At 60.5% G+C, this 22,393-nt stretch carries 26 protein-coding genes; 14 read left to right on the plus strand and 12 right to left on the minus strand.

From position 1 onward, the window contains the following. Positions 1-39 precede the first annotated feature (39 nt). Both BLL42_RS13865 and BLL42_RS13870 read left to right on the plus strand, forming a co-directional pair. Positions 40-456 carry a PA0061/PA0062 family lipoprotein gene (locus BLL42_RS13865; RefSeq protein ID WP_071552607.1) on the plus strand — a complete coding sequence of 139 codons (417 nt, stop codon included), beginning with the start codon at positions 40-42 and terminating at the stop codon, positions 454-456. A gap of 40 nt (positions 457-496) precedes the next feature. Then, a complete protein-coding gene (locus BLL42_RS13870) occupies positions 497-916 on the plus strand; it encodes a PA0061/PA0062 family lipoprotein (protein WP_071552608.1) in 420 nt (139 codons plus the stop codon). A gap of 6 nt (positions 917-922) precedes the next feature. Here BLL42_RS13870 and BLL42_RS13875 read toward each other — a convergent pair whose 3' ends face one another. Next, the gene (locus BLL42_RS13875; protein ID WP_071552609.1) at positions 923-1,156 is read right to left on the minus strand and encodes a DUF1161 domain-containing protein; all 234 of its coding nucleotides are present in this window, start codon (positions 1,154-1,156) and stop codon (positions 923-925) included. A gap of 184 nt (positions 1,157-1,340) precedes the next feature. After that, a complete protein-coding gene (locus BLL42_RS13880; protein ID WP_071552610.1) occupies positions 1,341-1,772 on the minus strand; it encodes an OsmC family protein in 432 nt (143 codons plus the stop codon). A gap of 242 nt (positions 1,773-2,014) precedes the next feature. Between BLL42_RS13880 and BLL42_RS13885 the strand changes: the two genes are divergently transcribed. Next, the gene (locus BLL42_RS13885; RefSeq protein WP_071552611.1) at positions 2,015-3,016 is read left to right on the plus strand and encodes an LLM class flavin-dependent oxidoreductase; all 1,002 of its coding nucleotides are present in this window, start codon (positions 2,015-2,017) and stop codon (positions 3,014-3,016) included. A 62-nt stretch (positions 3,017-3,078) separates the two neighbouring features. On the opposite strand, the gene BLL42_RS13890 is transcribed toward BLL42_RS13885, so the two are convergent. Both BLL42_RS13890 and BLL42_RS13895 read right to left on the minus strand, forming a co-directional pair. Beyond that, positions 3,079-3,303 (minus strand): DUF1161 domain-containing protein, encoded by a 225-nt coding sequence (locus BLL42_RS13890; protein ID WP_071552612.1) that lies wholly within the window; start codon positions 3,301-3,303, stop codon positions 3,079-3,081. A 132-nt stretch (positions 3,304-3,435) separates the two neighbouring features. Further along, positions 3,436-3,651 carry a dodecin gene (locus BLL42_RS13895; protein ID WP_071552613.1) on the minus strand — a complete coding sequence of 72 codons (216 nt, stop codon included), beginning with the start codon at positions 3,649-3,651 and terminating at the stop codon, positions 3,436-3,438. Between the two features lie 154 nt (positions 3,652-3,805). Between BLL42_RS13895 and BLL42_RS13900 the strand changes: the two genes are divergently transcribed. Beyond that, positions 3,806-4,132, plus strand: a complete 327-nt coding sequence (locus BLL42_RS13900) for an ElaB/YgaM/YqjD family protein (protein ID WP_071552614.1) — start codon at positions 3,806-3,808, stop codon at positions 4,130-4,132. Positions 4,133-4,288: 156 nt separating this feature from the next. Here the strand turns inward: BLL42_RS13900 and BLL42_RS13905 are convergent, their stop codons facing one another. Next, a complete protein-coding gene (locus tag BLL42_RS13905; protein ID WP_071552615.1) occupies positions 4,289-5,179 on the minus strand; it encodes a LysR family transcriptional regulator in 891 nt (296 codons plus the stop codon). Between the two features lie 112 nt (positions 5,180-5,291). Between BLL42_RS13905 and trpB the strand changes: the two genes are divergently transcribed. From trpB to BLL42_RS13920, 3 genes are all read left to right on the plus strand, one after another. Next, positions 5,292-6,512 (plus strand): tryptophan synthase subunit beta, encoded by a 1,221-nt coding sequence (gene trpB, locus BLL42_RS13910; RefSeq protein WP_071552616.1) that lies wholly within the window; start codon positions 5,292-5,294, stop codon positions 6,510-6,512. Further along, on the plus strand, positions 6,512-7,324 hold the full coding sequence (gene trpA, locus BLL42_RS13915) for a tryptophan synthase subunit alpha (protein WP_071552617.1): 813 nt from the start codon (positions 6,512-6,514) through the stop codon (positions 7,322-7,324). Before trpB ends, trpA begins: the two co-directional genes overlap by 1 nt. Before the next feature lie 123 nt (positions 7,325-7,447). Further along, positions 7,448-7,882 (plus strand): anti-virulence regulator CigR family protein, encoded by a 435-nt coding sequence (locus BLL42_RS13920; protein ID WP_071552618.1) that lies wholly within the window; start codon positions 7,448-7,450, stop codon positions 7,880-7,882. A 68-nt stretch (positions 7,883-7,950) separates the two neighbouring features. Here the strand turns inward: BLL42_RS13920 and BLL42_RS13925 are convergent, their stop codons facing one another. Both BLL42_RS13925 and BLL42_RS13930 read right to left on the minus strand, forming a co-directional pair. Beyond that, positions 7,951-8,277, minus strand: coding sequence for a DOPA 4,5-dioxygenase family protein (locus BLL42_RS13925; RefSeq protein ID WP_071555760.1), 327 nt, complete (start codon positions 8,275-8,277; stop codon positions 7,951-7,953). Between the two features lie 56 nt (positions 8,278-8,333). After that, complete coding sequence (locus tag BLL42_RS13930; RefSeq protein ID WP_071552619.1) at positions 8,334-9,284, minus strand: choline sulfate utilization transcriptional regulator; 951 nt, start codon at positions 9,282-9,284, stop codon at positions 8,334-8,336. Positions 9,285-9,398: 114 nt separating this feature from the next. Here BLL42_RS13930 and betC point away from each other — a divergent pair, with 114 nt between their 5' ends. The 3 genes from betC to BLL42_RS13945 all read left to right on the plus strand — a co-directional run bounded on the left by betC (position 9,399) and on the right by BLL42_RS13945 (position 13,505). Then, positions 9,399-10,913, plus strand: a complete 1,515-nt coding sequence (gene betC / locus BLL42_RS13935; protein WP_071552620.1) for a choline-sulfatase — start codon at positions 9,399-9,401, stop codon at positions 10,911-10,913. Positions 10,914-10,928: 15 nt separating this feature from the next. Further along, complete coding sequence (gene choX / locus BLL42_RS13940) at positions 10,929-11,861, plus strand: choline ABC transporter substrate-binding protein (protein ID WP_071552621.1); 933 nt, start codon at positions 10,929-10,931, stop codon at positions 11,859-11,861. Between the two features lie 75 nt (positions 11,862-11,936). After that, complete coding sequence (locus BLL42_RS13945) at positions 11,937-13,505, plus strand: SulP family inorganic anion transporter (protein WP_071552622.1); 1,569 nt, start codon at positions 11,937-11,939, stop codon at positions 13,503-13,505. 79 nt (positions 13,506-13,584) lie between these two features. Here the strand turns inward: BLL42_RS13945 and aroE are convergent, their stop codons facing one another. Both aroE and hemF read right to left on the minus strand, forming a co-directional pair. Next, positions 13,585-14,406: a shikimate dehydrogenase gene (aroE, locus tag BLL42_RS13950; protein ID WP_071552623.1), complete on the minus strand. Its 822-nt coding sequence runs from the start codon at positions 14,404-14,406 to the stop codon at positions 13,585-13,587. Positions 14,407-14,419: 13 nt separating this feature from the next. After that, the gene (hemF, locus tag BLL42_RS13955) at positions 14,420-15,334 is read right to left on the minus strand and encodes an oxygen-dependent coproporphyrinogen oxidase (protein WP_071552624.1); all 915 of its coding nucleotides are present in this window, start codon (positions 15,332-15,334) and stop codon (positions 14,420-14,422) included. A 179-nt stretch (positions 15,335-15,513) separates the two neighbouring features. Between hemF and BLL42_RS13960 the strand changes: the two genes are divergently transcribed. Then, positions 15,514-16,491 carry an NADPH:quinone reductase gene (locus tag BLL42_RS13960; RefSeq protein ID WP_071552625.1) on the plus strand — a complete coding sequence of 326 codons (978 nt, stop codon included), beginning with the start codon at positions 15,514-15,516 and terminating at the stop codon, positions 16,489-16,491. Between the two features lie 42 nt (positions 16,492-16,533). Here BLL42_RS13960 and tsaC read toward each other — a convergent pair whose 3' ends face one another. The 3 genes from tsaC to BLL42_RS13975 all read right to left on the minus strand — a co-directional run bounded on the left by tsaC (position 16,534) and on the right by BLL42_RS13975 (position 19,368). Beyond that, positions 16,534-17,091 (minus strand): L-threonylcarbamoyladenylate synthase type 1 TsaC, encoded by a 558-nt coding sequence (gene tsaC, locus BLL42_RS13965; protein ID WP_071552626.1) that lies wholly within the window; start codon positions 17,089-17,091, stop codon positions 16,534-16,536. 67 nt (positions 17,092-17,158) lie between these two features. After that, positions 17,159-18,262, minus strand: coding sequence for a DNA-processing protein DprA (dprA, locus tag BLL42_RS13970; RefSeq protein WP_071552627.1), 1,104 nt, complete (start codon positions 18,260-18,262; stop codon positions 17,159-17,161). Positions 18,263-18,342: 80 nt separating this feature from the next. Then, positions 18,343-19,368 carry a LysM peptidoglycan-binding domain-containing protein gene (locus tag BLL42_RS13975; RefSeq protein ID WP_071552628.1) on the minus strand — a complete coding sequence of 342 codons (1,026 nt, stop codon included), beginning with the start codon at positions 19,366-19,368 and terminating at the stop codon, positions 18,343-18,345. Positions 19,369-19,538: 170 nt separating this feature from the next. Between BLL42_RS13975 and def the strand changes: the two genes are divergently transcribed. The 3 genes from def (at position 19,539) to rsmB (ending at position 22,378) form a co-directional block, all read left to right on the plus strand. Beyond that, the gene (gene def, locus BLL42_RS13980; RefSeq protein WP_071552629.1) at positions 19,539-20,045 is read left to right on the plus strand and encodes a peptide deformylase; all 507 of its coding nucleotides are present in this window, start codon (positions 19,539-19,541) and stop codon (positions 20,043-20,045) included. A gap of 66 nt (positions 20,046-20,111) precedes the next feature. Then, a complete protein-coding gene (fmt, locus tag BLL42_RS13985) occupies positions 20,112-21,071 on the plus strand; it encodes a methionyl-tRNA formyltransferase (RefSeq protein WP_071552630.1) in 960 nt (319 codons plus the stop codon). Next, a complete protein-coding gene (gene rsmB / locus BLL42_RS13990; RefSeq protein WP_071552631.1) occupies positions 21,068-22,378 on the plus strand; it encodes a 16S rRNA (cytosine(967)-C(5))-methyltransferase RsmB in 1,311 nt (436 codons plus the stop codon). The genes fmt and rsmB overlap by 4 nt, the downstream gene beginning before the upstream one ends. Positions 22,379-22,393: the final 15 nt, after the last annotated feature.

Consider the following 22,393-nt stretch of genomic DNA (forward strand, 5'->3'; position numbering starts at 1 on the left):
TCTGCCCGCAAGACTATCTCGCCTGACTGGAGCTTCGCTATGCGCGCGTTAATGCTGACTGGAAGCCTGCTGATGCTGGCTGGCTGTGCTGGACTGCCCCAACCCGACCCCACACAAGCCTGGATCAACCTCGGTCCGCATCAACAGGACACCGTGCTGCAAGCGCTGGAAGTGGATGCCAAGGCCTCCGCCGATAAACGCTACTTCGAAGTTCCACCGGGCAGCCACGAACTGAAGGTGCGTTATCAGTTCGCGGTAGCACCGACGAATATCGGCCCCGACGCCAAACCGCTGTGGCGCGATTGCCGATTAAGTGTGAAATTCAGCGACTTCAACGCCGGCCAACGATATCAACTGGAAGCAGGGAATATCGGTTTCCGGCCGTGGGCCAAACTCTACGATCAGCAGCGAAAAGTCGTTGGCCAAGCGCATCCGGCGGGCTGCCAGAGCAGCTGATCGGCGCTATGCTTTATACCTGACCGCCCGGGAATGAATCATGCGCAGGACTCTGCTTTTTTTCGCTATCAGCTCGCTGGCCGCTTGTATGAGCCCGATGCCCGCCGTGAACCCGAACATGGCCTGGGTCGACTTCGCCATGCCGACGCCCGGGGGCAAAGTCCTCATGGCCGAAAGCCTGGACAATAAGACCCTGAATGACGGGCGATTCTTCCAGGTCACGCCAGGCAGCCATGAACTGAAGGTGCGCTTCGACTTCGAGGTGTTTTCCGCAGGCTTTGGCATGGACTTCGACTCGCCAAACCGACTCTGCTACTTGACCGTGCACTACGATCATTTCGAAGCCGGCCAGCGTTACCTGCTTGAAGGCCGCTCGCTGGCCTTCACCCCCAGCGCCCGGCTGTATAACGCCAAGCGCGAGCTCCTCGCCGAAGAGAGCCAGACGTTTTGCCTGCCGTAAGGCGAATTATCTGTCGTTCTTCTGATAGATGATTTTCTTCGTTCCACCTTCACACGTGCCGACCACCATGTTCTGGTCGTGCACTTCGTCATTGGCGACGATCTCCAGAGTGTAGGACGACACGTTATTGGCCTGGATCTTGGCTTCAATCTCGGCCTTGAGCTCTTCGCAGGATTTGGTTGCCGCCAGGGCCGATGTGGCCAGCACACTGCAGATAACCGCCAAGGCAAAACGTTTCATGGTTGAAGCTCCCTTGAGGCAGCGCGCACAGTCATGCGCTGAAGCTGCTGTCACTTATTCGACCACAGTTTTACCCCACGAGTTTGATTCAGAACAAAAAAGATCGCAGGCTGCGCCAGCTCCTACGATGACCGATATGAGTCCGTAGGAGCTGGCGAAGGCTGCGATCTTTACCCCATAGAACTCAATTCACCAGCGTCGCATCGAGGGTGATTTTAGCGTTCAACACTTTGGACACCGGGCAGCCTTCTTTGGCCTTTTTGCTCAATTCTTCGAATTGCTGCTGGCTGGCGCCAGGGATTTTCGCGTTGAGCGTCAGGTGCACGGCGGTGATCGCAAAACCACCGTCGACCTGATCCAGCGTCACCTCGGCATGGGTGTCAATCGTGTCGGCCTTGAGGCCAGCCTCACCGAGAATCATCGAAAAGGCCATGGAGAAACAACCCGCATGAGCGGCGCCGATCAGCTCTTCCGGGTTGGTGCCCGGGCCACCTTCGAAGCGCGCCTTGAAGCCATAAGGTGCATTTTTCAGGGCCCCGGTTTCGGTCGAGATAGAACCAAGGCCGGTTTTCAGATCACCGACCCAATGTGCCGATGCTTTCTTTTTGATGCTCATCTCTGCCTCCTCAAAATCCAGCGCGAAGGGTCGCGCCTTCATGGTTTTCGGTTGCCAGGGTTCTGAGGATAGAAGACTGGGCAAAGTTCACCTTGTCGGATCGAACCGCTTATCTGGCCGGCAAACTCATGTCTGCTATTGAAACTCGGGTATATGCCCACATTGCATGGAACACGCTCATGCATTCGGCAGGTTTTCGTTGGTGAGAAAGGCCTGCGTACCCTCATTGGAGAAGCCGGCTTATGAAACAACTGTCCGATATCAAGTTCTCGACCCTGGACCTTGTGCCCGTGCGCGAGAACGGCAGCCCTGCGCAATCGCTACGCAACTCGCTGGATTTGGCGCAACACGTCGAGCAGTGGGGCTACAACCGCTTCTGGGTCGCCGAACACCACAACATGGATGGCATCGCCAGTTCCGCGACGTCTGTGCTGCTTGGCTATCTGGCCGGCGGCACGTCGACCATTCGTGTCGGCTCTGGTGGCGTGATGCTGCCCAACCATGCGCCGCTGGTGATCGCCGAGCAGTTCGGCACCCTCGAAAGCCTCTATCCAGGACGGATCGACCTCGGTCTGGGCCGCGCACCGGGTTCCGACCAGATGACCGCCCGCGCCTTGCGCCGTGAGCGCTCCGGCAGCGCCGATGATTTCCCCGAAGACGTGGCCGAACTGGTGCGCTACCTGGGCCCACGCACTCCGGACCAGCGAATTATCGCGATGCCCGGCACGGGCACCAATGTGCCGGTCTGGCTGCTGGGCTCCAGCCTGTTCAGCGCACAACTGGCCGGCGAACGCGGTTTGCCTTACGCCTTCGCCTCGCATTTCGCACCGCGTTATATGCATGAAGCGATTCGGGTTTACCGCAATCACTTCAAACCTTCCGCCGTACTGGATAAACCCTACGTGATGCTCGGCGTACCGCTGGTTGCCGCCGACACCGACGAACACGCTGATTACCTGGCGACCTCGGTCTACCAACGGATCCTGGCGCTGATGCGAGGCCAAAGCCTGGTTCAACGGCCACCGGTGAAAACCATGGACGGTCTGTGGCTGCCCCATGAAAAAGAAGCCGTCGGTGATTTCCTGGGTCTGGCCATGGTCGGTAGCCCAGCGAAAATTCGCGGCAAACTTGAGGTGCTGATCGAGCAGACTCAGGCCGACGAGTTGATCTTCACCTGCGACCTGTACGAACACGCTGATCGCCTGCATTCCTACGAACTGCTGGCGCAAGTGATGAAGGGCTGAATCTTAAACAACGCCCAGAAAAAAGCCGACGCCATGGCGTCGGCCTTCAAGTCTGCAAAGAATCAACCACGCTTGTAGATGATTACCTTCTTGCCCGCGTCGCAGGTGCCGACGACTTTGCCGCCCGCGGCCGCACCTTTATCGACGATTTCCAGCGAGTAGTGTTTGCTGCCCTTGGCATCGATTTTTGCCGCAATTTCACTTTTCAGCTCTTCGCACGGCTTGCCCGCCGCAAAGGCTGTTCCCGCAATGCTCAACAAACCCACCGCCAAAATAAATTTCTTCATCGGTTACATTCCCTGGTCGGATCAAAAGGGGTAAGCGTTAACACTCGGGCATCTGTCGCCCAAAACGATGTAGCGCTTTGCCATTCCTTATGGCAATCGGCCAGCGCACAAGTTCAGAAGCCTAGCTCAACCTCAGCTATTGGCAATCCGGAACCCGACTTTGAGCGTCACCTGAAAGTGTGCCGCCTTGCCGTCCTTGATATGCCCACGGGTTTCGGTGACCTCGAACCATTCCATGTGCTTGATGCTTTTGCTGGCCTCGGCCAAGGCGTTGTTAATGGCTTCTTCAATACTGGTGGGGGACGAACCAACCAGTTCGACTTTCTTGTAAGTGTGATGGTCAGTCATGGCGCTCTCCTTGAGTAGTGCTTAGAGCCTAGCAGCGATTTTTCGTATTTCTTGTGGCTATCATTCCCAAGCGCAGGTTCAGATTGACTGCACTTTCCCGAACCGCTGGAGTCCCAACCAACACACGCCATTCAATCAATGCAGGAGAGTCACCATGGCCAACACTTCGTTGCGTAAAGCCTCATTGCAAAGCATGGAAGCCGAGATCGAGAGTCTGCTCAAGTCGCTGGAAAGCTTGAAGAGCGATGCCTCGGACGAGTCGCTGAAAACCCTCAAGACCCTCAAAAGCAACGCCGAGAGCGCACTGAAGCACTCGCGCCACCTGCTCAGCGATGCGTACGAAGACGTCAAAGTCAAAACCCGTGAAACCGGGATCGCCACCCGCGATTACGCCCAGGAACACCCGTGGACCACCGCCAGCGTCGCAGTTGGAGCCTTGGGTTTGCTGGCGGCCTATCTGCTGTACAAACGCGGTGATTAGTGGCCTGTACGGCTAGTTCGTTAGTTCAAATTCGGATGCCAGAAGCCCAGAGCCAAGGCGCTGTGACGAGTCATAGCCCGCTATGGCGAGGAGCAGCAACGCAGGATATGGGGTTATGGCGCCGAAGTTGACTAACAGAACTAGCCACACAGGCCATTAGGTTTGGCGCAGCTCGTTTTTCAGCCACTGCGCCAACTGCCGAGCGCGCCCGTCTGCGGCGCGCTTGGGTAGCCACAACGCCAGTTGCGCCGGGGTTTCACTGAACCCCCACGGCGCAACCAGGCGACCGGCCTTCAAGTCTTCGGCCACCAGCGGCTCAGGCGCAATCGCCACACCCAGCCCGGCCACCGCTGCCTCCAGCAAATAATACAAATGCTCGAAACCCTGCCCGAACTTCAACGCTTTGGCATCGAGGCCGTTGCGCTGTGCCCAGCTGGGCCAGGCTTGCGGGCGCGACGTGGTGTGCAACAAGGGTTCGTTGAGCAGCGCAGCGGCCGGCGCCTGACGCAGACGGTCATAACCGGCAAAGCGTGGGCTGAGCACCGGGCCGATGCGCTCGCTGGCCAGTTCATATACCTGCATGTCCGCAGGCCACGGTGGCTCGGCAAACACCAGCAAGGCATCCAGCCCCGGCCGCCGAGGGTCAAGATCGCCTTCACCCGCCGACAGGTGCAAACGCAAGTCCGGAAGGTCAGCATTCAACCGGCCCAAACGTGGAATGAACCAGCGCGCCAGCAAGCTGCCAGAGCAGCCGAGCACGAACGGCGCATCGGCATGGCCCTGCGTCAGCTCACTGCAAACGGTGCGCAAACGCTCAAAAGCCTCGCTGCTGGCATCGCGTAACCGCACGCCGGCATCTGTGAGTTTAAGGCCGCGCCCATCCTTGACGAACAGGCTCACCCCCAGATGTTCCTCCAGCGCTTTCAGCTGTCGACTGACCGCACCATGGGTCACGTGCAATTGCTCCGCAGCCTGACTGACGCTGTTCAGGCGGGCAGTGGCCTCGAAGGCGCGCAGGGCGTTCAGCGGGGGAAGGTCGTGGCTCATGGGATCTGTGAGTTTTCCTGACAGGTTACGGCGATCTTATCGGTTTTCAGCTCGGGACGTCAGGGGTAGAGTGAACGCCATTGCCACTTCACGAATTCACCTGGAGCGCTCCATGACCCAGACTAATCTGCGCAACGGCCCTGATGCCAACGGCCTGTTTGGCGCGTTCGGCGGCCGCTACGTTGCCGAAACCCTGATGCCGTTGATTCTCGACCTGGCCCGCGAATACGAAGCGGCCAAGGATGATCCGGCGTTCAAAGAAGAACTGGCCTACTTCCAGCGCGACTACGTCGGCCGCCCAAGCCCGCTGTACTTCGCCGAGCGCCTGACCGAGTTCTGCGGCGGCGCGAAGATCTACCTCAAGCGCGAAGAGCTGAACCACACCGGCGCGCACAAGATCAACAACTGCATCGGTCAGATCCTGCTGGCACGGCGCATGGGTAAAAAGCGCATCATCGCCGAAACCGGCGCCGGCATGCACGGCGTGGCCACCGCCACTGTCGCTGCACGCTTTGGCCTCGATTGCGTGATCTACATGGGCACCACCGACATCGAGCGCCAACAGGCCAACGTGTTTCGCATGAAACTGCTGGGCGCCGAAGTGATCCCCGTGGTTGCTGGCACCGGCACCCTGAAAGACGCGATGAACGAAGCGTTGCGTGACTGGGTGACCAACGTCGACAGCACCTTCTACTTGATCGGCACCGTGGCCGGCCCACACCCGTATCCGGCGATGGTCCGTGACTTCCAGGCGGTGATCGGTAAAGAAACCCGCGAACAGCTGCAAGCCCAGGAAGGCCGTCTGCCGGACAGCCTGGTGGCGTGCATCGGCGGTGGTTCCAACGCCATGGGCCTGTTCCACCCGTTCCTCGATGACAAAAGCGTCGAAATCATCGGCGTTGAAGCGGCGGGTCATGGCATCGAAACCGGCAAACATGCGGCCAGCCTGAACGGCGGCGTACCGGGCGTGCTGCACGGCAACCGGACCTTCCTGTTGCAGGACGACGATGGCCAGATCATCGACGCTCACTCGATCTCCGCTGGCCTCGACTATCCGGGTATCGGCCCTGAACACGCCTGGTTGCATGACATCGGCCGCGTCCAGTACACCTCGGTAACTGACCACGAAGCCCTGGACGCCTTCCACAAATGCTGCCGCCTGGAAGGGATTATTCCTGCACTGGAAAGCGCCCACGCCCTGGCCGAAGTGTTCAAACGCGCACCGACCCTGCCGAAAGATCACCTGATGGTGGTCAACCTGTCCGGCCGTGGCGACAAAGACATGCAAACCGTGATGCACCATATGGAACAGTCCCAGCAGGAGAAACACTGATGAGCCGCCTGCAAACACGCTTCGCCGAACTCAAAGAACAGAACCGCGCCGCCCTGGTGACCTTCGTCACTGCCGGCGACCCGAGTTATGACACCTCGCTGGCGATCCTCAAAGGTCTGCCAGCGGCCGGTGCCGACGTGATCGAGTTGGGCATGCCCTTCACCGATCCGATGGCCGACGGCCCGGCGATTCAGCTCGCCAACATCCGCGCCCTGGGCGCCAAGCAGAACCTCGCGAAAACCCTGCAAATGGTTCGCGAGTTCCGCAAAGACAACAACGACACTCCGCTGGTGCTGATGGGTTACTTCAACCCGATTCATTACTACGGCGTACCGCGCTTTATCGCTGATGCGAAAGAAGCCGGCGTCGACGGTCTGATTGTGGTCGACATGCCGCCTGAGCATAACGGCGAGCTGTGCGACCCGGCGCAAGCGGCAGGCATCGACTTCATCCGCCTGACCACGCCGACCACCGACGACGTGCGTCTGCCGACGGTACTCAATGGCAGTTCCGGTTTCGTGTACTACGTATCGGTGGCCGGTGTGACAGGCGCTGGCGCAGCGACTCTGGAACACGTCGAAGAAGCCGTGGCCCGTTTGCGTCGCCACACCGACCTGCCGATCAGCATCGGGTTCGGCATCCGTACACCCGAGCAAGCGGCGTCCATCGCCCGTCTGGCAGACGGCGTGGTCGTGGGCTCGGCACTGATCGACCACATCGCTAACGCGACCACACCTGACCAGGCCATCGACGGCGTACTGAGCCTGTGCTCGGCGTTGTCTGAAGGCGTGCGTAAAGCCCGCGTCAGCTAAGAGTAAAGTTCCTGATACAGAGGAATTAGTGCCCGGCGCCGCAGACTAAATAGCAAGACCCAGGGGTTCAGGACCGAGTTCTGAACCCCTTTTTTTGCGGTGGATGCTGTGAGGAAGACCCGAATGAAAATGCCCAAACGCCTGATCGCCAGCCTGGGTGTATTGATGCTCAGCGCCACGCCCTTGCTCCACGCAAGCGCTGATGAACGTGACTATCGCGAGCATGATCGTGGCGGCCCGCAGTACGAGCATCGCGGCGATGATCAGCGCGATCACCGCCCTGAATACAGACGGCCACCTCAGGACTTCGGCCCGGTACGCGAAGTGATCCGCGTCAACCACGGGTATTTCGGGCGCGGCGCACCCCCACCGCCGGGCATTCGCTGGGTCAGAGGCCAGCCCTTGCCACGCGGCTACTACGGCGAACGCCTGGACAGCCGAGCCCTCGAACGCTTGCCGTACTACCCAGGTTACGAATGGCGACGCATGGGCGGCGACATCGTGCTGATCGCCGTGGGCACCGGGGTGGTTTATGAAGTGCTGGAAGGGGTTTTGTAGTCAGTAGCACCCACTGATCATTCCCACGCTCCTGCGTGGGAACGATCAACGTCTGCGATCGGACTTGCTCAAAAAATCGACAGATCCAGCGGCCGGATCGCGCCCATCCAGATCGCATGGTCGGTGTGGTCGGCCAGGTCATCGCCGGTGTCCGGATGCAAAAGCACCACCAGACCTTTGCGATTGAGCGCCAGCCACGGCAGCACTTCGCCGAGCAGATCCGGCGTGAAGGCCAGTTGGCAGCTCCAGTCCGGGTGCGGGCCGACCAACCGTTCGTGCACCCGGCCCATCTTCAGCGGGAACAGCTGCGCAGCCTGCTCACACAGGGCCCGCGCCTGATCGATGGTGTTCGCGTCGAAGTAAACGTGGGCGTGGTAGCCCTTGATCTGTTGCATGCCCTTGATCCGTTGCATAGCGTTCTCGTGTCTTGGGATTCATTCCACCCGTAACGCTACACCGCAATCGACGGCAGGGCCAAACCTGTCAGCGATTCCGCACTGCTGGCCTGTTCGGTCATCAGCCAGTCGACGAACTGCTGAATCAGCGCGCTGCGGCGTTTGCGCTGAGGCAGCACCACGTAATAGCCAAAACTCGACATCGCCGTCTCGGTAATCGGCCGGCATAACAAACCTTGCGCCAGCAAGTTATCCACAAGGTGCCGCCAACCGATGGCCACGCCCTGGCCGCCAATCGCCGCTTGAATCAACAGCGTGTAGTTGTCGAAACGCAACTGCCCCGGCGCAGGTGGGGTGGCGATGCCCAACGTGCGGAACACACCGTTCCAGTCGAACCAATGACCGCTGTTTTCCCCGCGCAAATGCAGCAGCGGCAACTCCTGCAAGGCGTGAGCGGGCAGGGGCGCCGTGCGCTCCTTGAGTAGCAGCGGACTGCACACCGGAAACACTTCTTCGCTGAACAGCCAATGGCTTTCACCCTGTTTGAAACGCCCATCACCGAACAACACGGCCACGTCGATGTCGGTGCGCAGCATGTTGTGGCTGCGTTCGCTGGTGACCAGGCTGACGTCCACATCCGGGTTGGCTTCATGAAAACGGTGCAGGCGCGGCATCAGCCAATACGCGGCGAAGGCGAAGTCGGTGGCCACCTGCAACACCTCGTGCTGATGCTGAGCACTGATCGCATTCAACCCTGCGTCGATGCTCTGCAAACCCGCCTGTACGTGCTCGAACAGACTCGCTCCAGCCTCGGTCAGCTCGATGCCTCGGTAGATGCGGTCGAACAGCCGGGTGCCGAGTTGCTCCTCCAACCGTTTGATCTGCTGGCTGACAGCGGGCTGTGTGGTGCCGAGCTCCACTGCCGCGGCGGTGAAGCTGCGATGGCGCGCGGCGGCTTCGAAGGCGCGGAACAGGTCCAGGGACACATCACCAAGGGCGTCATACATAAGCTGTGCTTATCCTAGTCATTGCCGGGCGAGGGCTTTACCACGAAGTGCACGGGCCACATGCTCGATCACAGCACTTTCGCATAACTGCTCACTATGGAATGCCGCGATCACATGAAGCGCAAGAACATTCTTTTCATCATGGCCGATCAAATGGCCGCGCCCCTGTTGCCGTTCTACGGTTCATCGCCGATCAAGCTGCCCAACCTGAGCCGCCTCGCCGCGCAAGGCGTGGTGTTCGACGCCGCGTATTGCAACAGCCCATTGTGTGCACCTTCGCGCTTCACCCTGATCAGCGGCCAGTTGCCGAGCAAGATCGGCGCCTACGACAACGCGGCGGATTTTCCTGCGGATGTGCCGACCTATGCCCACTACCTGCGGCGTCTCGGCTACCGCACCGCGCTGTCCGGCAAGATGCACTTCTGTGGTCCGGACCAGTTGCATGGCTACGAAGAACGCCTGACCAGCGACATCTACCCGGCCGACTACGGCTGGGCAGTGAACTGGGATGAGCCGGACGTGCGTCCGAGTTGGTATCACAACATGTCCTCGGTGCTGCAGGCCGGGCCCTGCGTGCGCACCAATCAGCTGGATTTCGACGAAGAGGTGGTGTTCAAGGCCCAGCAGTACCTGTTCGATCACATCCGCGAAGACGGCGATCAGCCGTTCTGCCTGACCGTGTCGATGACTCACCCACACGATCCTTACACCATTCCCAAGGCCTTTTGGGACCTGTACGACGACAAAGACATCCCGCTGCCGGAAACGCCGGCGCAAACCGATCTCGATCCGCATTCCCAGCGTCTGCTCAAGGTCTACGACCTGTGGGACAAGCCACTGCCTGTGGGTAAGATTCGCGATGCGCGCCGCGCCTATTTCGGTGCGTGCAGCTATATCGACAGCAACGTCGGCAAACTCCTGCAAACCCTTGAAGAAACCGGGCTGATCGACGACACCATCATTGTCTTCTCCGGTGACCACGGCGACATGCTCGGCGAGCGTGGGCTCTGGTACAAAATGCACTGGTTCGAAATGGCCGCCCGCGTGCCGCTGCTGGTCAGCGCACCGGGGCAGTTCGCCGCCGGGCGAGTCAGTGCCGCGGTGTCCACCGCCGACCTGCTGCCGACCCTGGTGGAACTGGCCGGTGGCAGCCTGGAACCCGGTTTGCCACTGGACGGTCGCTCGCTGGTGCCGCACTTGCAGGGGCAGGGCGGGCACGACGAAGTGTTTGGCGAATACATGGCCGAAGGCACCATTAGTCCGCTGATGATGATCCGCCGTGGCGCGTACAAATTCATCTACAGCGAAGATGACCCGTGCCTGCTCTTCGACGTGCACAACGATCCGCATGAACAGGAGGAACTCAGCCAATCCGTGCAACATCGCCAGTTGTTCGACGACTTTCTTGCCGAATCGCGGACCAAGTGGAACATCCCGGCGATCCAACAACAGGTGCTCGCCAGCCAGCGTCGACGACGTTTCGTCGCTCAGGCGCTGACCCTCGGCAAGCTGAAGAGCTGGGACCACCAGCCGCTGGTCGACGCCAGCCAGCAGTACATGCGCAACCACATCGACCTCGATGATCTGGAGCGCAAAGCCCGTTATCCACAACCCTGCCAAAACCAATAACGTAAGGGGAAGAACATGCAAAGGTTATCCACAGTATTGACGGCGGGGCTGCTGGCCTTGAGCAGTGTGTCGGCCTGGGCCGAGCAAAGTTGCGACACAGTGAAAATGGCGGACCCGGGCTGGAGCGACATCGCCGCGACCAACGCCATCACCGGTTTCCTGCTTGAGGGCATGGGCTACAAGGCCAAGGTCGATACCTTGGCCGTACCGATCACCTTTGGCGGGCTCAAGGACGGCCAGATCGATGTGTTCCTGGGTAATTGGATGCCGGCGCAACAGGGCTTCTACGACAAGTTCGTGGCCAATGGCGATGTCACCCAGCTGTCGAATAACCTCGACGGCACCGAGTTCACCCTGGCGGTGCCAGACTATGTATGGGACGCCGGTGTGCGAACCTTTGCCGACCTGAACAAGTACGCCGAGCTACACCCAAAAGAAGTCGATAAGAAGATCTACGGCATAGGCTCCGGAGCACCGGCGAACCTCTCGCTGCAAGAAATCATCAAGAAGAACGATTTCGACCTCGGCCAGTGGAAGCTGGTCGAGTCCAGCGAACAGGCGATGCTCGCCGAAGTGTCCCGTGCGGTTAAAAAACAGAAGTTCGTGACCTTCCTCGGCTGGACCCCGCACCCAATGAACGTGCAGCTGAAAATGCATTACCTGAAGGGTGGCGAGAAATATTTCGGCGACACCGGCAGCGTCCACACCCTGACCCGCAAAGGTTATGCACAAGCCTGCCCGAACGTCGGCAAGCTGCTGACCAACCTGAGCTTCACCCAGGAGATGGAGAACAGCATCATGGCCGAGGTGCTCAACAAGAAGGTCAGCAACGCCGATGCGGCGAAGGCGTGGATCAAGGCTAATCCGGCGGTGTTGGACAAGTGGCTTGATGGCGTGAAAACCGCGGACGGCAAAGACGCATTGCCAGCGGTGAAAGCCAAACTCTGAGCCCTATGATCGTTCCCACGCAGAGCGTGGGAACGATCAGTTACTCTTCTACAAAAACCCCAACCAAGAGGCCCCATGGCAATCTCCAGACGCCATAAGCTCTTCCCCTTTCTCAGCTGGCTGCCCCGGCAAACCCGCGCCAGCGTCGGCCGCGACCTTGTCGTTGGCCTCAGCGGGGCAATTCTTGCGTTGCCGCAATCCATTGCCTATGCCCTGATCGCCGGGTTACCCGCCGAATACGGCTTGTACGCCGCCATCATCCCGGTGTTGATCGCCTGCCTCTGGGGCTCCTCCTGGCATTTAATCTGTGGCCCGACAGCGGCAATCTCTATCGTACTTTACGCCAGCGTCAGTCCCTTGGCAGTGCCCGGTTCCCAGGACTACATCACGCTGATCCTGCTGCTGACCTTCCTCGCCGGTATTTTCCAGTGGCTGCTGGGCATGTTGCGCTTTGGCGCGTTGGTGAACTTTGTCTCGCACTCGGTGGTACTGGGTTTCACCCTCGGTGCGGCAGTGGTAATCGCCCTCGGGCAGTTACCAAACCTGTTGGGGCTGGATCTGCCGAATCAGGCCACGGCGCTGAATAGTCTGGTGTCATTGATCGGCGACATCGGCGCGCTGGATAAACCGTCGCTGCTGCTGGGCCTCGGCACGCTGGCAGTGGGCGTCGCGCTGAAACTGCTGGTGCCGCGCTGGCCTAGCCTGCTGATCAGCCTGATCTTCAGCGGCCTGCTGGTGTGGTGGTGGCCATCGATGTTTGGCCATGTGAAGCTGGTCAGCTCATTCGTGGGCCGGCTGCCGCCGTTCAACCCGTTGCCACTGGATCTGGATTTGGTGTTGCGCCTGCTGCCCAGTGCCGTGGCGGTCGGCATGCTCGGGCTGGTGACCAGCCTGTCGATTGCCCGCTCCTTGTCGGCGCGTTCGCAGCAGTTGCTCGATGCGAATCAGGAAGTCCGTGCGCAAGGGCTTTCGAATATCGTCGGCAGCTTTTTCGCAGGCTCACTGTCGGCCGGTTCCTTTACCCGTTCGGGATTGAGTTATGAGGCGGGGGCCTGCTCACCACTGGCCGGGGTGTTCTCGGCGCTGTGGGTGGCGGTGTTTGCGCTGACTGGGGCAACGCTGATAGCGCATATCCCGATTCCGGCCATGGCAGGGAGCATTCTGCTGATTTGCTGGGGATTGGTGGACCACCGCGGCATTCGCGCGTTGTTCCGGGTCAGTCGCGCCGAGTTCGTGGTGATGGCGCTGACCTGCATCGCCACCTTGCTGCTGGAGCTACAAACGGCGATCTACGCCGGTGTGCTGGTCTCGCTGTTCTTCTACCTCAAGCGCACCTCGCAACCCCGCGTGCAGCAATGGAGCGAAGGCGATGAAGAGATTCTGCGAGTCGGCGGCTCGATCTTCTTCGGCGCCAGCCACTACCTGCAAGTGCGCCTGCAACGCACTCAAGGCCTGAAGGTGGTGATTGAAGCGCAGTACATCAATTTCATCGACTATTCAGGTGTAGAGATGCTGCACCAGGAAGCGCGACGACTGCTCAGACAAGACCGCAGCCTGATCCTGCGCCGGGCGCGGGGGCATGTGGTCGAAGAATTGTTGAGACTGGAAGGACCGGAGAAATGCCCGATCCGGTTTGAGGACTGAAAAGATCGCAGCCTTCGGCAGCTCCTACGCCGAGCGTCATTTCCCTGTAGGAGCTGCCGCAGGCTGCGATCTTTTGATCTTAAAGCGCCAGTTGGCGGCGAAGTTCGGCGAGCACCGGTGCAGTGTCCGGGCGCACGCCGCGCCACTGGTAGAACGCTTCAGCTGCCTGTTCGGCGAGCATCCCCAGGCCATCCATCGACACCGCAGCGCCATGTTCGCTGGCCCAGCGGCAAAACGAAGTCGGTTCCTTGCCGTACATCATGTCGTAGCAAACGGTCTTGCCCGGCTCGATCAGGCTACTGGCAATCGGCGGTACATCGCCTGACAGACTGGCCGACGTGGCATTGATAATCAGGTCCACCGGCTCACGCAGCCAGTCGAAACCACTGGCGGACACCGGGCCGAGATCGGCGAACAGTTCGGCCAGCAACTCGGCTTTTTCCAGCGTGCGATTGGCGATGATCACCGACGCCGGCTGCTCGGCCAGCAAAGGCTCCAGCGCGCCACGCACCGCGCCGCCAGCGCCCAGCAGCAGAATGCGTTTACCGCGCAGACTGAACCCGGCATTGACCATCAGGTCCCGTACCAACCCGGCGCCATCGGTGTTGTCGCCCAACAGGTTACCGTCGTCCAGTTTGCTCAAGGTGTTGACCGCACCGGCCCGCTGCGCCCGTTCCGTCAGGCTGTTGGCCAGACGATAGGCCTCTTCCTTGAACGGCACCGTGACGTTGGCGCCACGGCCTTCGCGGAAAAACTCCGTGGCACAACCAGAAAAATCGTCGAGCGGCGCCAGCAAGGTGCTGTAGTCCAGCTGCTGAGCGGTCTGCTCGGCGAACAGGCGATGGATCAACGGGGATTTACTGTGGCCAATCGGGTTACCGAATACGACGTAACGGTCCATCAGGACTCCTCGTTCAGGCGTTAGCCAACCAATCGCGGTCTTGCAGGAAATACTCGGTCAGGCGCGCTTCTTCGCTGCCAGGCTCGGCCTTCCAATCGTAGCCCCAGCGCACTTGCGGCGGTAGCGACATGAGGATCGACTCGGTACGCCCGCCCGATTGCAGACCAAACAGCGTGCCACGGTCGTACACCAGGTTGAACTCAACATAACGCCCACGACGGAATTCCTGAAATTCGCGCTGCTTCGCGGTGAAGGCTTGCGCCTTGCGACGCTGGACGATCGGCAGGTAAGCATCGATGTAAGCGTCGCCGATAGCGCGTATGAAGGCGAAGCAGGTATCGAAGTCCCACTCGTTCAAGTCATCAAAGAACAGGCCGCCAATACCCCGGGGCTCGTTGCGATGCTTGATGTGGAAATAGCTGTCGCACCAGTCCTTGTAACGGCTGTAAACATCCGGACCGAACGGTGCACAGGCATCGAAGGCCACACGGTGCCAGTGCACGCAGTCATCGATGTTGCCGTAGTAAGGGGTCAGGTCGAAGCCGCCGCCGAACCACCAGACCGGCTCTTCACCTTCTTTCTCGGCGATGAAAAAGCGCACATTGGCGTGGGATGTCGGTACATGCGGATTGTGCGGGTGAATCACCAGCGACACGCCGAGGGCTTCGAAGCCACGCCCGGCCAGTTCCGGCCGATGGGCGCTGGCGGACGGCGGGAGACCGCTGCCAAAGACGTGGGAAAAGTTGACGCCGCCCTTCTCGATGACCGCGCCGTTTTCGATCACCCGCGTGCGACCGCCACCACCGGCAGGCCGGGTCCAGGCATCTTCGACGAAGCGGGTACCGCCGTCCTCGGCTTCCAGCGCGGCACAAATACGGTCTTGCAGGTCGAGCAGGTAGGCTTTAACGGCCTCGGTGCGGGTAGTCATGGCATCACCTTGAATCGGGCAAAGCTACACGGCGCTCGATCAGAACGGCAGCCGGCGCAAATGGGCGCGTAGCATAACACTGCGCCCGTGCCCGTCGCAGTTGACGAAGATCAAGCTTAGGAGTCCGATAGGGCGCTACGCGCTACAACTCTAGTAGCTAAGACCCAAGGAGAGTGCAGATGGCCAAACGTATTCAGTTCCGAGCCCATGGCGGCCCCGAAGTGCTTGAGTATGTGGATTATCAGCCGGCCGAGCCGGGCCCGCAGCAGGTACGCGTGAGCAATAAGGCCATTGGTCTGAACTTCATCGACACCTATTACCGCAGCGGCCTCTACGCACCACCCGCCCTGCCATCGGGTCTGGGCGCGGAAGGCGCGGGCGTGGTCGACGCGGTGGGCCGCGACGTCACGCGCTTCAAGGTCGGCGACCGCGTGGCCTATGGCAGTGGCCCGCTGGGTGCTTACAGCGAGTTGCATGTGTTGCCGCAAGACAATCTGGTGCATCTGCCGGACGCCATCAGCTTCGAACAGGCCGCAGGCGTCATGCTCAAGGGCCTGACCGTGCAGTACCTGTTGCGTCAGACCTATGAACTCAAGGGCGGCGAAACCATTCTGTTCCACGCCGCGGCCGGTGGTGTTGGATCGCTCGCCTGCCAATGGGCCAAGGCTTTGGACGTGAAGTTGATCGGCACCGTCAGCTCTCCGGAGAAAGCCGCACTGGCAAAATCCCTCGGCGCCTGGGCAACCATCGACTACAGCAAGGAAAACGTCGCACAGCGGGTGCTGGAACTGACTGACGGCAAAAAGTGCCCTGTGGTCTATGACGGCGTTGGCAAGGACACCTGGCTAACGTCGCTCGACAGCGTGGCGCCACGCGGGCTGGTGGTGAGTTTCGGCAACGCATCGGGTGCGGTGGACGGGGTGAACCTGGGAATTCTCGCCGCGAAAGGCTCGTTGTACGTGACCCGGCCAACCCTGGGGACTTACGCCAATAACGCTGAAAACCTGCAAACCATGGCCGACGAATTGTTCGGGATGATCATCAGCGGCAAGTTGAAGGTGGACATCAACCAGCGTTATCCACTGGCTGAAGCGGGAAAGGCGCAGATTGAGTTGTCGGCACGGCGGACCACCGGGTCGACGGTGCTTTTGCCCTGACCACCGATCGTTCCCACGCGGGAGCGTGGGAACGATCATTGACTAGGCCGGGCGCACCACCTTGCCGGTCGCCAGATCGCGAATCAGGCTCGGGTTTTTCCGCCCACCCAGGTTGCCGCCCAGCACCAGGTCGATTTGCCCACGGAAATACTGCTCGACGCGAATTCGCGTGCGCGCCGCCGGGCGGCCTTGCGGGTTGGCTGAAGTCGACACCAGCGGCCCGACCAACGCACACAAATCCCGCACTTGCGGGTGATCGCTAACCCGCAGCGCCACGGTCTCGTGGACCCCGGTGATCCATTGCGGCAGCATGTTTTGATGGGGCACCAGCCAGGTGTTCGGCCCTGGCCAGGTGCTGGCCATACGATCCATCCACAGTTCCGGGAAGTCTTCGAACAGGAAGTCGAACTGGCGAATGTTGTCAGCAATCAGGATCAGTCCCTTTTCCACCGAGCGGCCCTTGATCGCCAGCAAGCGATACACCGCCTCTTCGTCCCACGGGTCGCAACCCAGGCCCCAGACAGCTTCGGTTGGATAGGCAATCACCGCCCCTGCGCGAATTTCTCGTGCGGCTTGTTGCACACGCCAACTGTTGACCATTACCGACTCTCCAAAATAAGGCTGTGCGCAGTTTACCGATCTTCCTTATAAAACCCAGCTCATGAACCTAGCTTAGGCGCGCAAACCAGCGTCCGCCTTCACTCACCGCCCGCCCATCCATTTCCAGCTCTGTCAGCGCGGCCAATACCTTCGGCAACGCCCATCCCGCCGCGTCGGCCAAGGCCTCGCTGGTATGCGGCGCGGCAAACAACAGGCAGAGCAACGGGTGCTCGATAGGCGCCGGGGTTTCTGTGGATAACGGCAGATGCTGCCAGCCGCGCAGGCCTTCCAGAATATGCTCGATGGTTTCCACCAACACCGCACCGTCGCGGATCAACTGGTGGCAGCCACGGGCGCCGGGATGATGGATCGATCCTGGAATGGCATACACCTCACGGCCCTGTTCCGCCGCCAGCCGTGCAGTGATCAGCGAACCGCTGGCGACACTGGCCTCGACCACCAGCACCCCGAGGGATAAACCGCTGATGATCCGATTGCGGCGCGGGAAGTTGCTGGCCTGCGGTCCGGCGTCCAGCGGGAACTCGGAAATCACCGCGCTGCCTTGCGCAATCATCGCGTCGGCAATGCGCCGATTGCGCTGTGGATAAAAATTTTCAAGACCGGTGCCGAGCACCCCGACGGTCTGCCCACCCACATCCAGCGCGGCCTGATGCGCGGCCGCATCGATGCCCAGTGCCAAGCCGCTGGTGATGACAAAACCGGCACCCGCGAGGCTGCGGGAAAATGCCGCGGCGGTGTCCATCCCCGGCCTCGATGCGCGCCGGCTGCCGACCATCGCCAGCTGCGGTTTTTCCAGAATGCCCGGATCACCCGCGACAAACAGCAGCGGTGGCGGATCACTGATTTCTGCCAGCAGTGCCGGGTAGCCCGGTTGGTCAACCATCAGTAAATGCTGGCCCTCACGCTCTAACCAGGCCAATGCGTGGTAGGCGCCGTCACGAATGTCCAGACTGCGTCGAGCGTCCGCACACGCAGTCGGCAACCCTAGGGCGCGCCAGGCACTGGCCGGTGCGCTGATGGCTTTTGAGGCCGAGCCAAAGGCTTCGAGCAGTTTTTGAAAACGTCGTGGACCGAGCTCCGGTAGACGGTGCAAACGCAAACGCGCTTCCAGTTCCGTCAGTGAAACCTGCGTCGATGCAAACAGCGGCATAAGATCATCCTTGATCGTTATTGGTCCTGTTGAATCAGGAACAAGCTGTGGATAAGTCTGTTGGTAACTTGTTGAGTCTTTTACGGATTACGCACCTTGTCCATCACCGCCAGAGAGCGCGAGGCGTTGAGTACCAAGCCATAGCTGAGTTTTTCGTAAGTACGGAAAATCATCAGCAAACCGGCACGCTCATCCGGGATTTTCACCTGCTCGCCCGTGACCCGGTCACGCACGGTTTCACCGGTTTTCATCACCACCAGCACGTTGCCTTCGGCCAAGCCGTCGCGCCGGCCCTTGTTCAGGGTCACCACGTCAAGCACGCCGATCTGCGTAACACCGCGTGGCACGTCAATGATCAAGCCGTGAATATCGGTTGTGGGTGCGCTGGGCATGAAGGTCGAATTGATCGCCCGTTCTTCGCCGCTGAACAAACGGTCGCCGAGACGAACCTCTTGGGTAGTGCGTTGCAAGGCAAGGGTCGCTACATCGCCTTCAGTGGCAATAATCTCGCCGCCACCGATGTCGTCGGCGTTGATCCCCAGAAACTCTTTGCTTTGCGGATCGCTGTAGACCTTGCCCTGACGGAAGATGCCGTACACCGACTGCGCCGGGTCCAGCGTGCCGCGTGCATAGATGCGATCGCCCATGCCGCTGAGCACCCGTTCGGCGTCGCCGGCAACGATGTACGGCGCCTTGTTGAAGTCTTCGACGTTGTCGATGATGCGGTTGCTCAGCAGGAAGCTATTGATGGATCGCAGCGGAATACTAGGAATAGCGTCGGCCATCGGCGTGCTACGCACTTGCGGCGAGAGCTTGAGGGTGCCCCGCGAAGCCCCGCGATTGAGGGTCAGGCGCGGCTGCCCGTTGATATAGACCAGTGACAGCGAGTCACCGGGATAGATCAGGTTGGGGTTTTCGATGTGCGGGTTGGCCTGCCAGAGTTCGGGCCATTTCCAGGGTTCGCGGAGGAATTTCCCGGAGATGTCCCAAAGTGTGTCTCCCGCCACCACCGTGTAATGCTGTGGAAAACCTTCCTTGAGTTGCACTTGTCCGTGTGCGAAACCGGCCGAGACCAGAAGCAGCAAGGCGAGTAGTGATTTCCTCATGCAGTGAATCCCTTTATTATGTGCATTCGCGTAGAACGCCAGAGCCCCCGTGGCTCGCTCCTGGCTCTTCTCAAAAAGAAGGGAGCTACGTTTTACAACGGTAGCCTGCATCTTCGGACCCGCCAGGCAATCGGCCCAGACTTTACTTCACACGTGCAGCAATTACGCTTATGGCTATTTTGAACATCCTCGAATTTCCCGACCCGCGCCTGCGTACTATCGCCAAACCGGTGGCCGTAGTGGACGACGAAGTGCGGCAGTTGGTCGATGATATGTTTGAAACAATGTATGAAGCACCCGGCATCGGCCTCGCGGCGACCCAGGTCAACGTGCACAAACGCATCGTGGTCATGGACCTTTCCGAAGACCGTAGCGAACCGCGGGTGTTCATCAACCCCGAGTTCGAAACCCTGACCGACGAGATGGGTCAGTACCAGGAAGGCTGCCTTTCGGTACCGGGCTTCTACGAAAACGTCGACCGTCCGCAGAAGGTCAAGATCAAGGCCCTGGACCGTGACGGCCAGCCATTTGAACTGATCGCCGAAGAGCTGCTGGCGGTGTGCATTCAGCACGAATGCGACCACCTCAACGGCAAATTGTTCGTCGATTACCTGTCCACGCTCAAACGCGACCGGATCAAGAAGAAGCTGGAAAAGCTCCATCGCCAGAACGCTTGATGCCCTTCCAAAGGCTTGCTGCGGCAAGCCTTTTTCTTTTCCGCGTGTTTTCAACCGAGAATTCCCATGACTGAGCCACTGCGCATCGTCTTTGCCGGCACCCCCGAATTTGCCGCCGAACACCTCAAGGCCCTGCTCGACAGCCCTTATGAGATCGTTGCGGTCTACACCCAACCGGATCGCCCGGCGGGTCGAGGGCAAAAGCTGATGCCGAGCCCGGTCAAGCAACTCGCGCTGGAAAACGGCATTGCCGTGCTGCAGCCGCCGACCCTGCGCAATGCCGAGGCCCAGGCTGAACTGGCCGCACTCAAGCCGGACCTGATGGTCGTCGTGGCCTACGGTCTGATCCTGCCGCAAGTGGTGCTGGATATTCCGCGCCTGGGCTGCATCAACAGCCACGCCTCGTTGCTGCCACGCTGGCGCGGTGCGGCGCCGATCCAGCGCGCCGTCGAAGCAGGCGACGCTGAAAGCGGCGTGACCGTGATGCGCATGGAAGCCGGCCTCGACACCGGGCCGATGCTGCTCAAGGTCACCACGCCGATCAGTGGCGATGACACCGGCGGCAGCCTGCATGACCGTCTCGCCGAGATGGGTCCGCCAGCAGTGGTTCAGGCAATTGCCGGTCTGGCCGCCGGCACGCTGGAAGGCGAAGTGCAGGACGACAGCCTCGCTACTTATGCGCACAAATTGAACAAAGACGAAGCGCGCATCGACTGGAACCGCCCTGCGGTCGAGTTGGAACGTCTGGTTCGCGCATTCAATCCGTGGCCGATCTGCCACAGCACGCTCAATGGCGAAGCGCTGAAAGTGCTCGCGGCCAGCCTCGCCGAAGGCAAGGGCACACCGGGTGAAATCCTCAGCGCCAGCAAGGACGGCTTGATCGTCGCCTGCGGTGAACAAGCGCTGTGCCTGACACGTCTGCAATTACCCGGTGGCAAAGCGCTGAACTTCAGCGACGTGTTCAACAGCCGTCGTGAGAAATTTGCCGTTGGCACTGTCTTGGGCCAAGCGGTGGACGTCCAATGAACCCGCGTCTGGCCGCCGCCAAAGCCCTGGCCGCCGTCCTTAACGGCAAGGCTTCGCTGAACAGTTCGTTGCCGACACAACTGGACAAGGTCGAAGACCGCGATCGCGGCTTCACCCAGGACCTGGCCTTCGGCACCGCACGCTGGCAGCCACGCTTATCGGCGCTGGCGGCCAAGCTGCTGCAAAAACCTTTCAAAGCCGCCGATGCTGACGTCGAAGCGCTGTTACTGGTCGGCCTCTACCAGTTGCTGTACACCCGCGTCCCGGCCCACGCCGCCATCGGTGAAACCGTGGGCTGCGCCGACAAGCTGAAAAAGCCGTGGGCCAAAGCCTTGCTCAACGCCGTGCTGCGCCGCGCCCAACGGGAAAGCGAAGCACTGCTGGCCGAGCTTGAGCACGATCCGGTGGTGCGCACCGCTCACCCGCGCTGGCTGCAAAAATCCCTCAAGGCCTTCTGGCCTGAGCAGTGGGAAGCCATTTGCACCGCGAACAACGCGCACCCGCCAATGATTTTGCGGGTCAACCGTCGTCATCACACTCGCGATGCCTACCTCGCCTTGCTGAGCGATGCCAGCGTCGCGGCCAAACCGTGCGTGTATAGCCAGGACGGCATCGTGCTCGACACACCGGGCGATGTGCGCCAGCTGCCGGGTTTCGCCGAAGGCTGGATCAGCGTGCAGGACGAAGCCGCACAACTGGCGGCGGATCTGCTGGACCTGGCACCGGGCCAACGGGTGCTCGACGCCTGCTGCGCACCGGGCGGAAAGACCTGCCACATCCTCGAAGTCGAGCCAAAACTGGCCGGGGTAGTGGCGGTGGACCTGGAGGCCAAGCGTCTGGTTCGCGTACGGGAAAACCTTGAGCGGCTGGGCCTCAGCGCCGAATTGATCGCCGCCGACGGCCGCGACACTCAGACGTGGTGGGACGGCAAGCCGTTTCAGCGCATCCTGCTCGACGCGCCCTGCTCGGCGACCGGCGTGATTCGCCGGCACCCGGACATCAAGCTGACCCGCCAGCCGGATGATATCGGCGCGCTGGCGGTGCTTCAGGGCGAACTGCTCGACGCGATGTGGCCGACCCTCGACGTCGGCGGCATCCTGCTGTACGCCACCTGCTCGACCTTGCCGACCGAAAATACCGAAGTCATCGAAGCGTTCCTCGCCCGCACGCCGGGTGCTCGCGAGTTGGATATCGCCAGCCAGGCCGGCATCAAGCAACCGCATGGCCGCCAGTTGCTGGCGCAAGAGGGCGGTCACGACGGGTTCTACTACGCCAAGCTGATCAAGATTGCCGCTGCGCGCGGTTAAGCGGACCTCAAGGGA

The organism is Pseudomonas frederiksbergensis, from assembly GCF_001874645.1.
Taxonomy (GTDB): Bacteria; Pseudomonadota; Gammaproteobacteria; order Pseudomonadales; family Pseudomonadaceae; genus Aquipseudomonas; species Aquipseudomonas frederiksbergensis_B.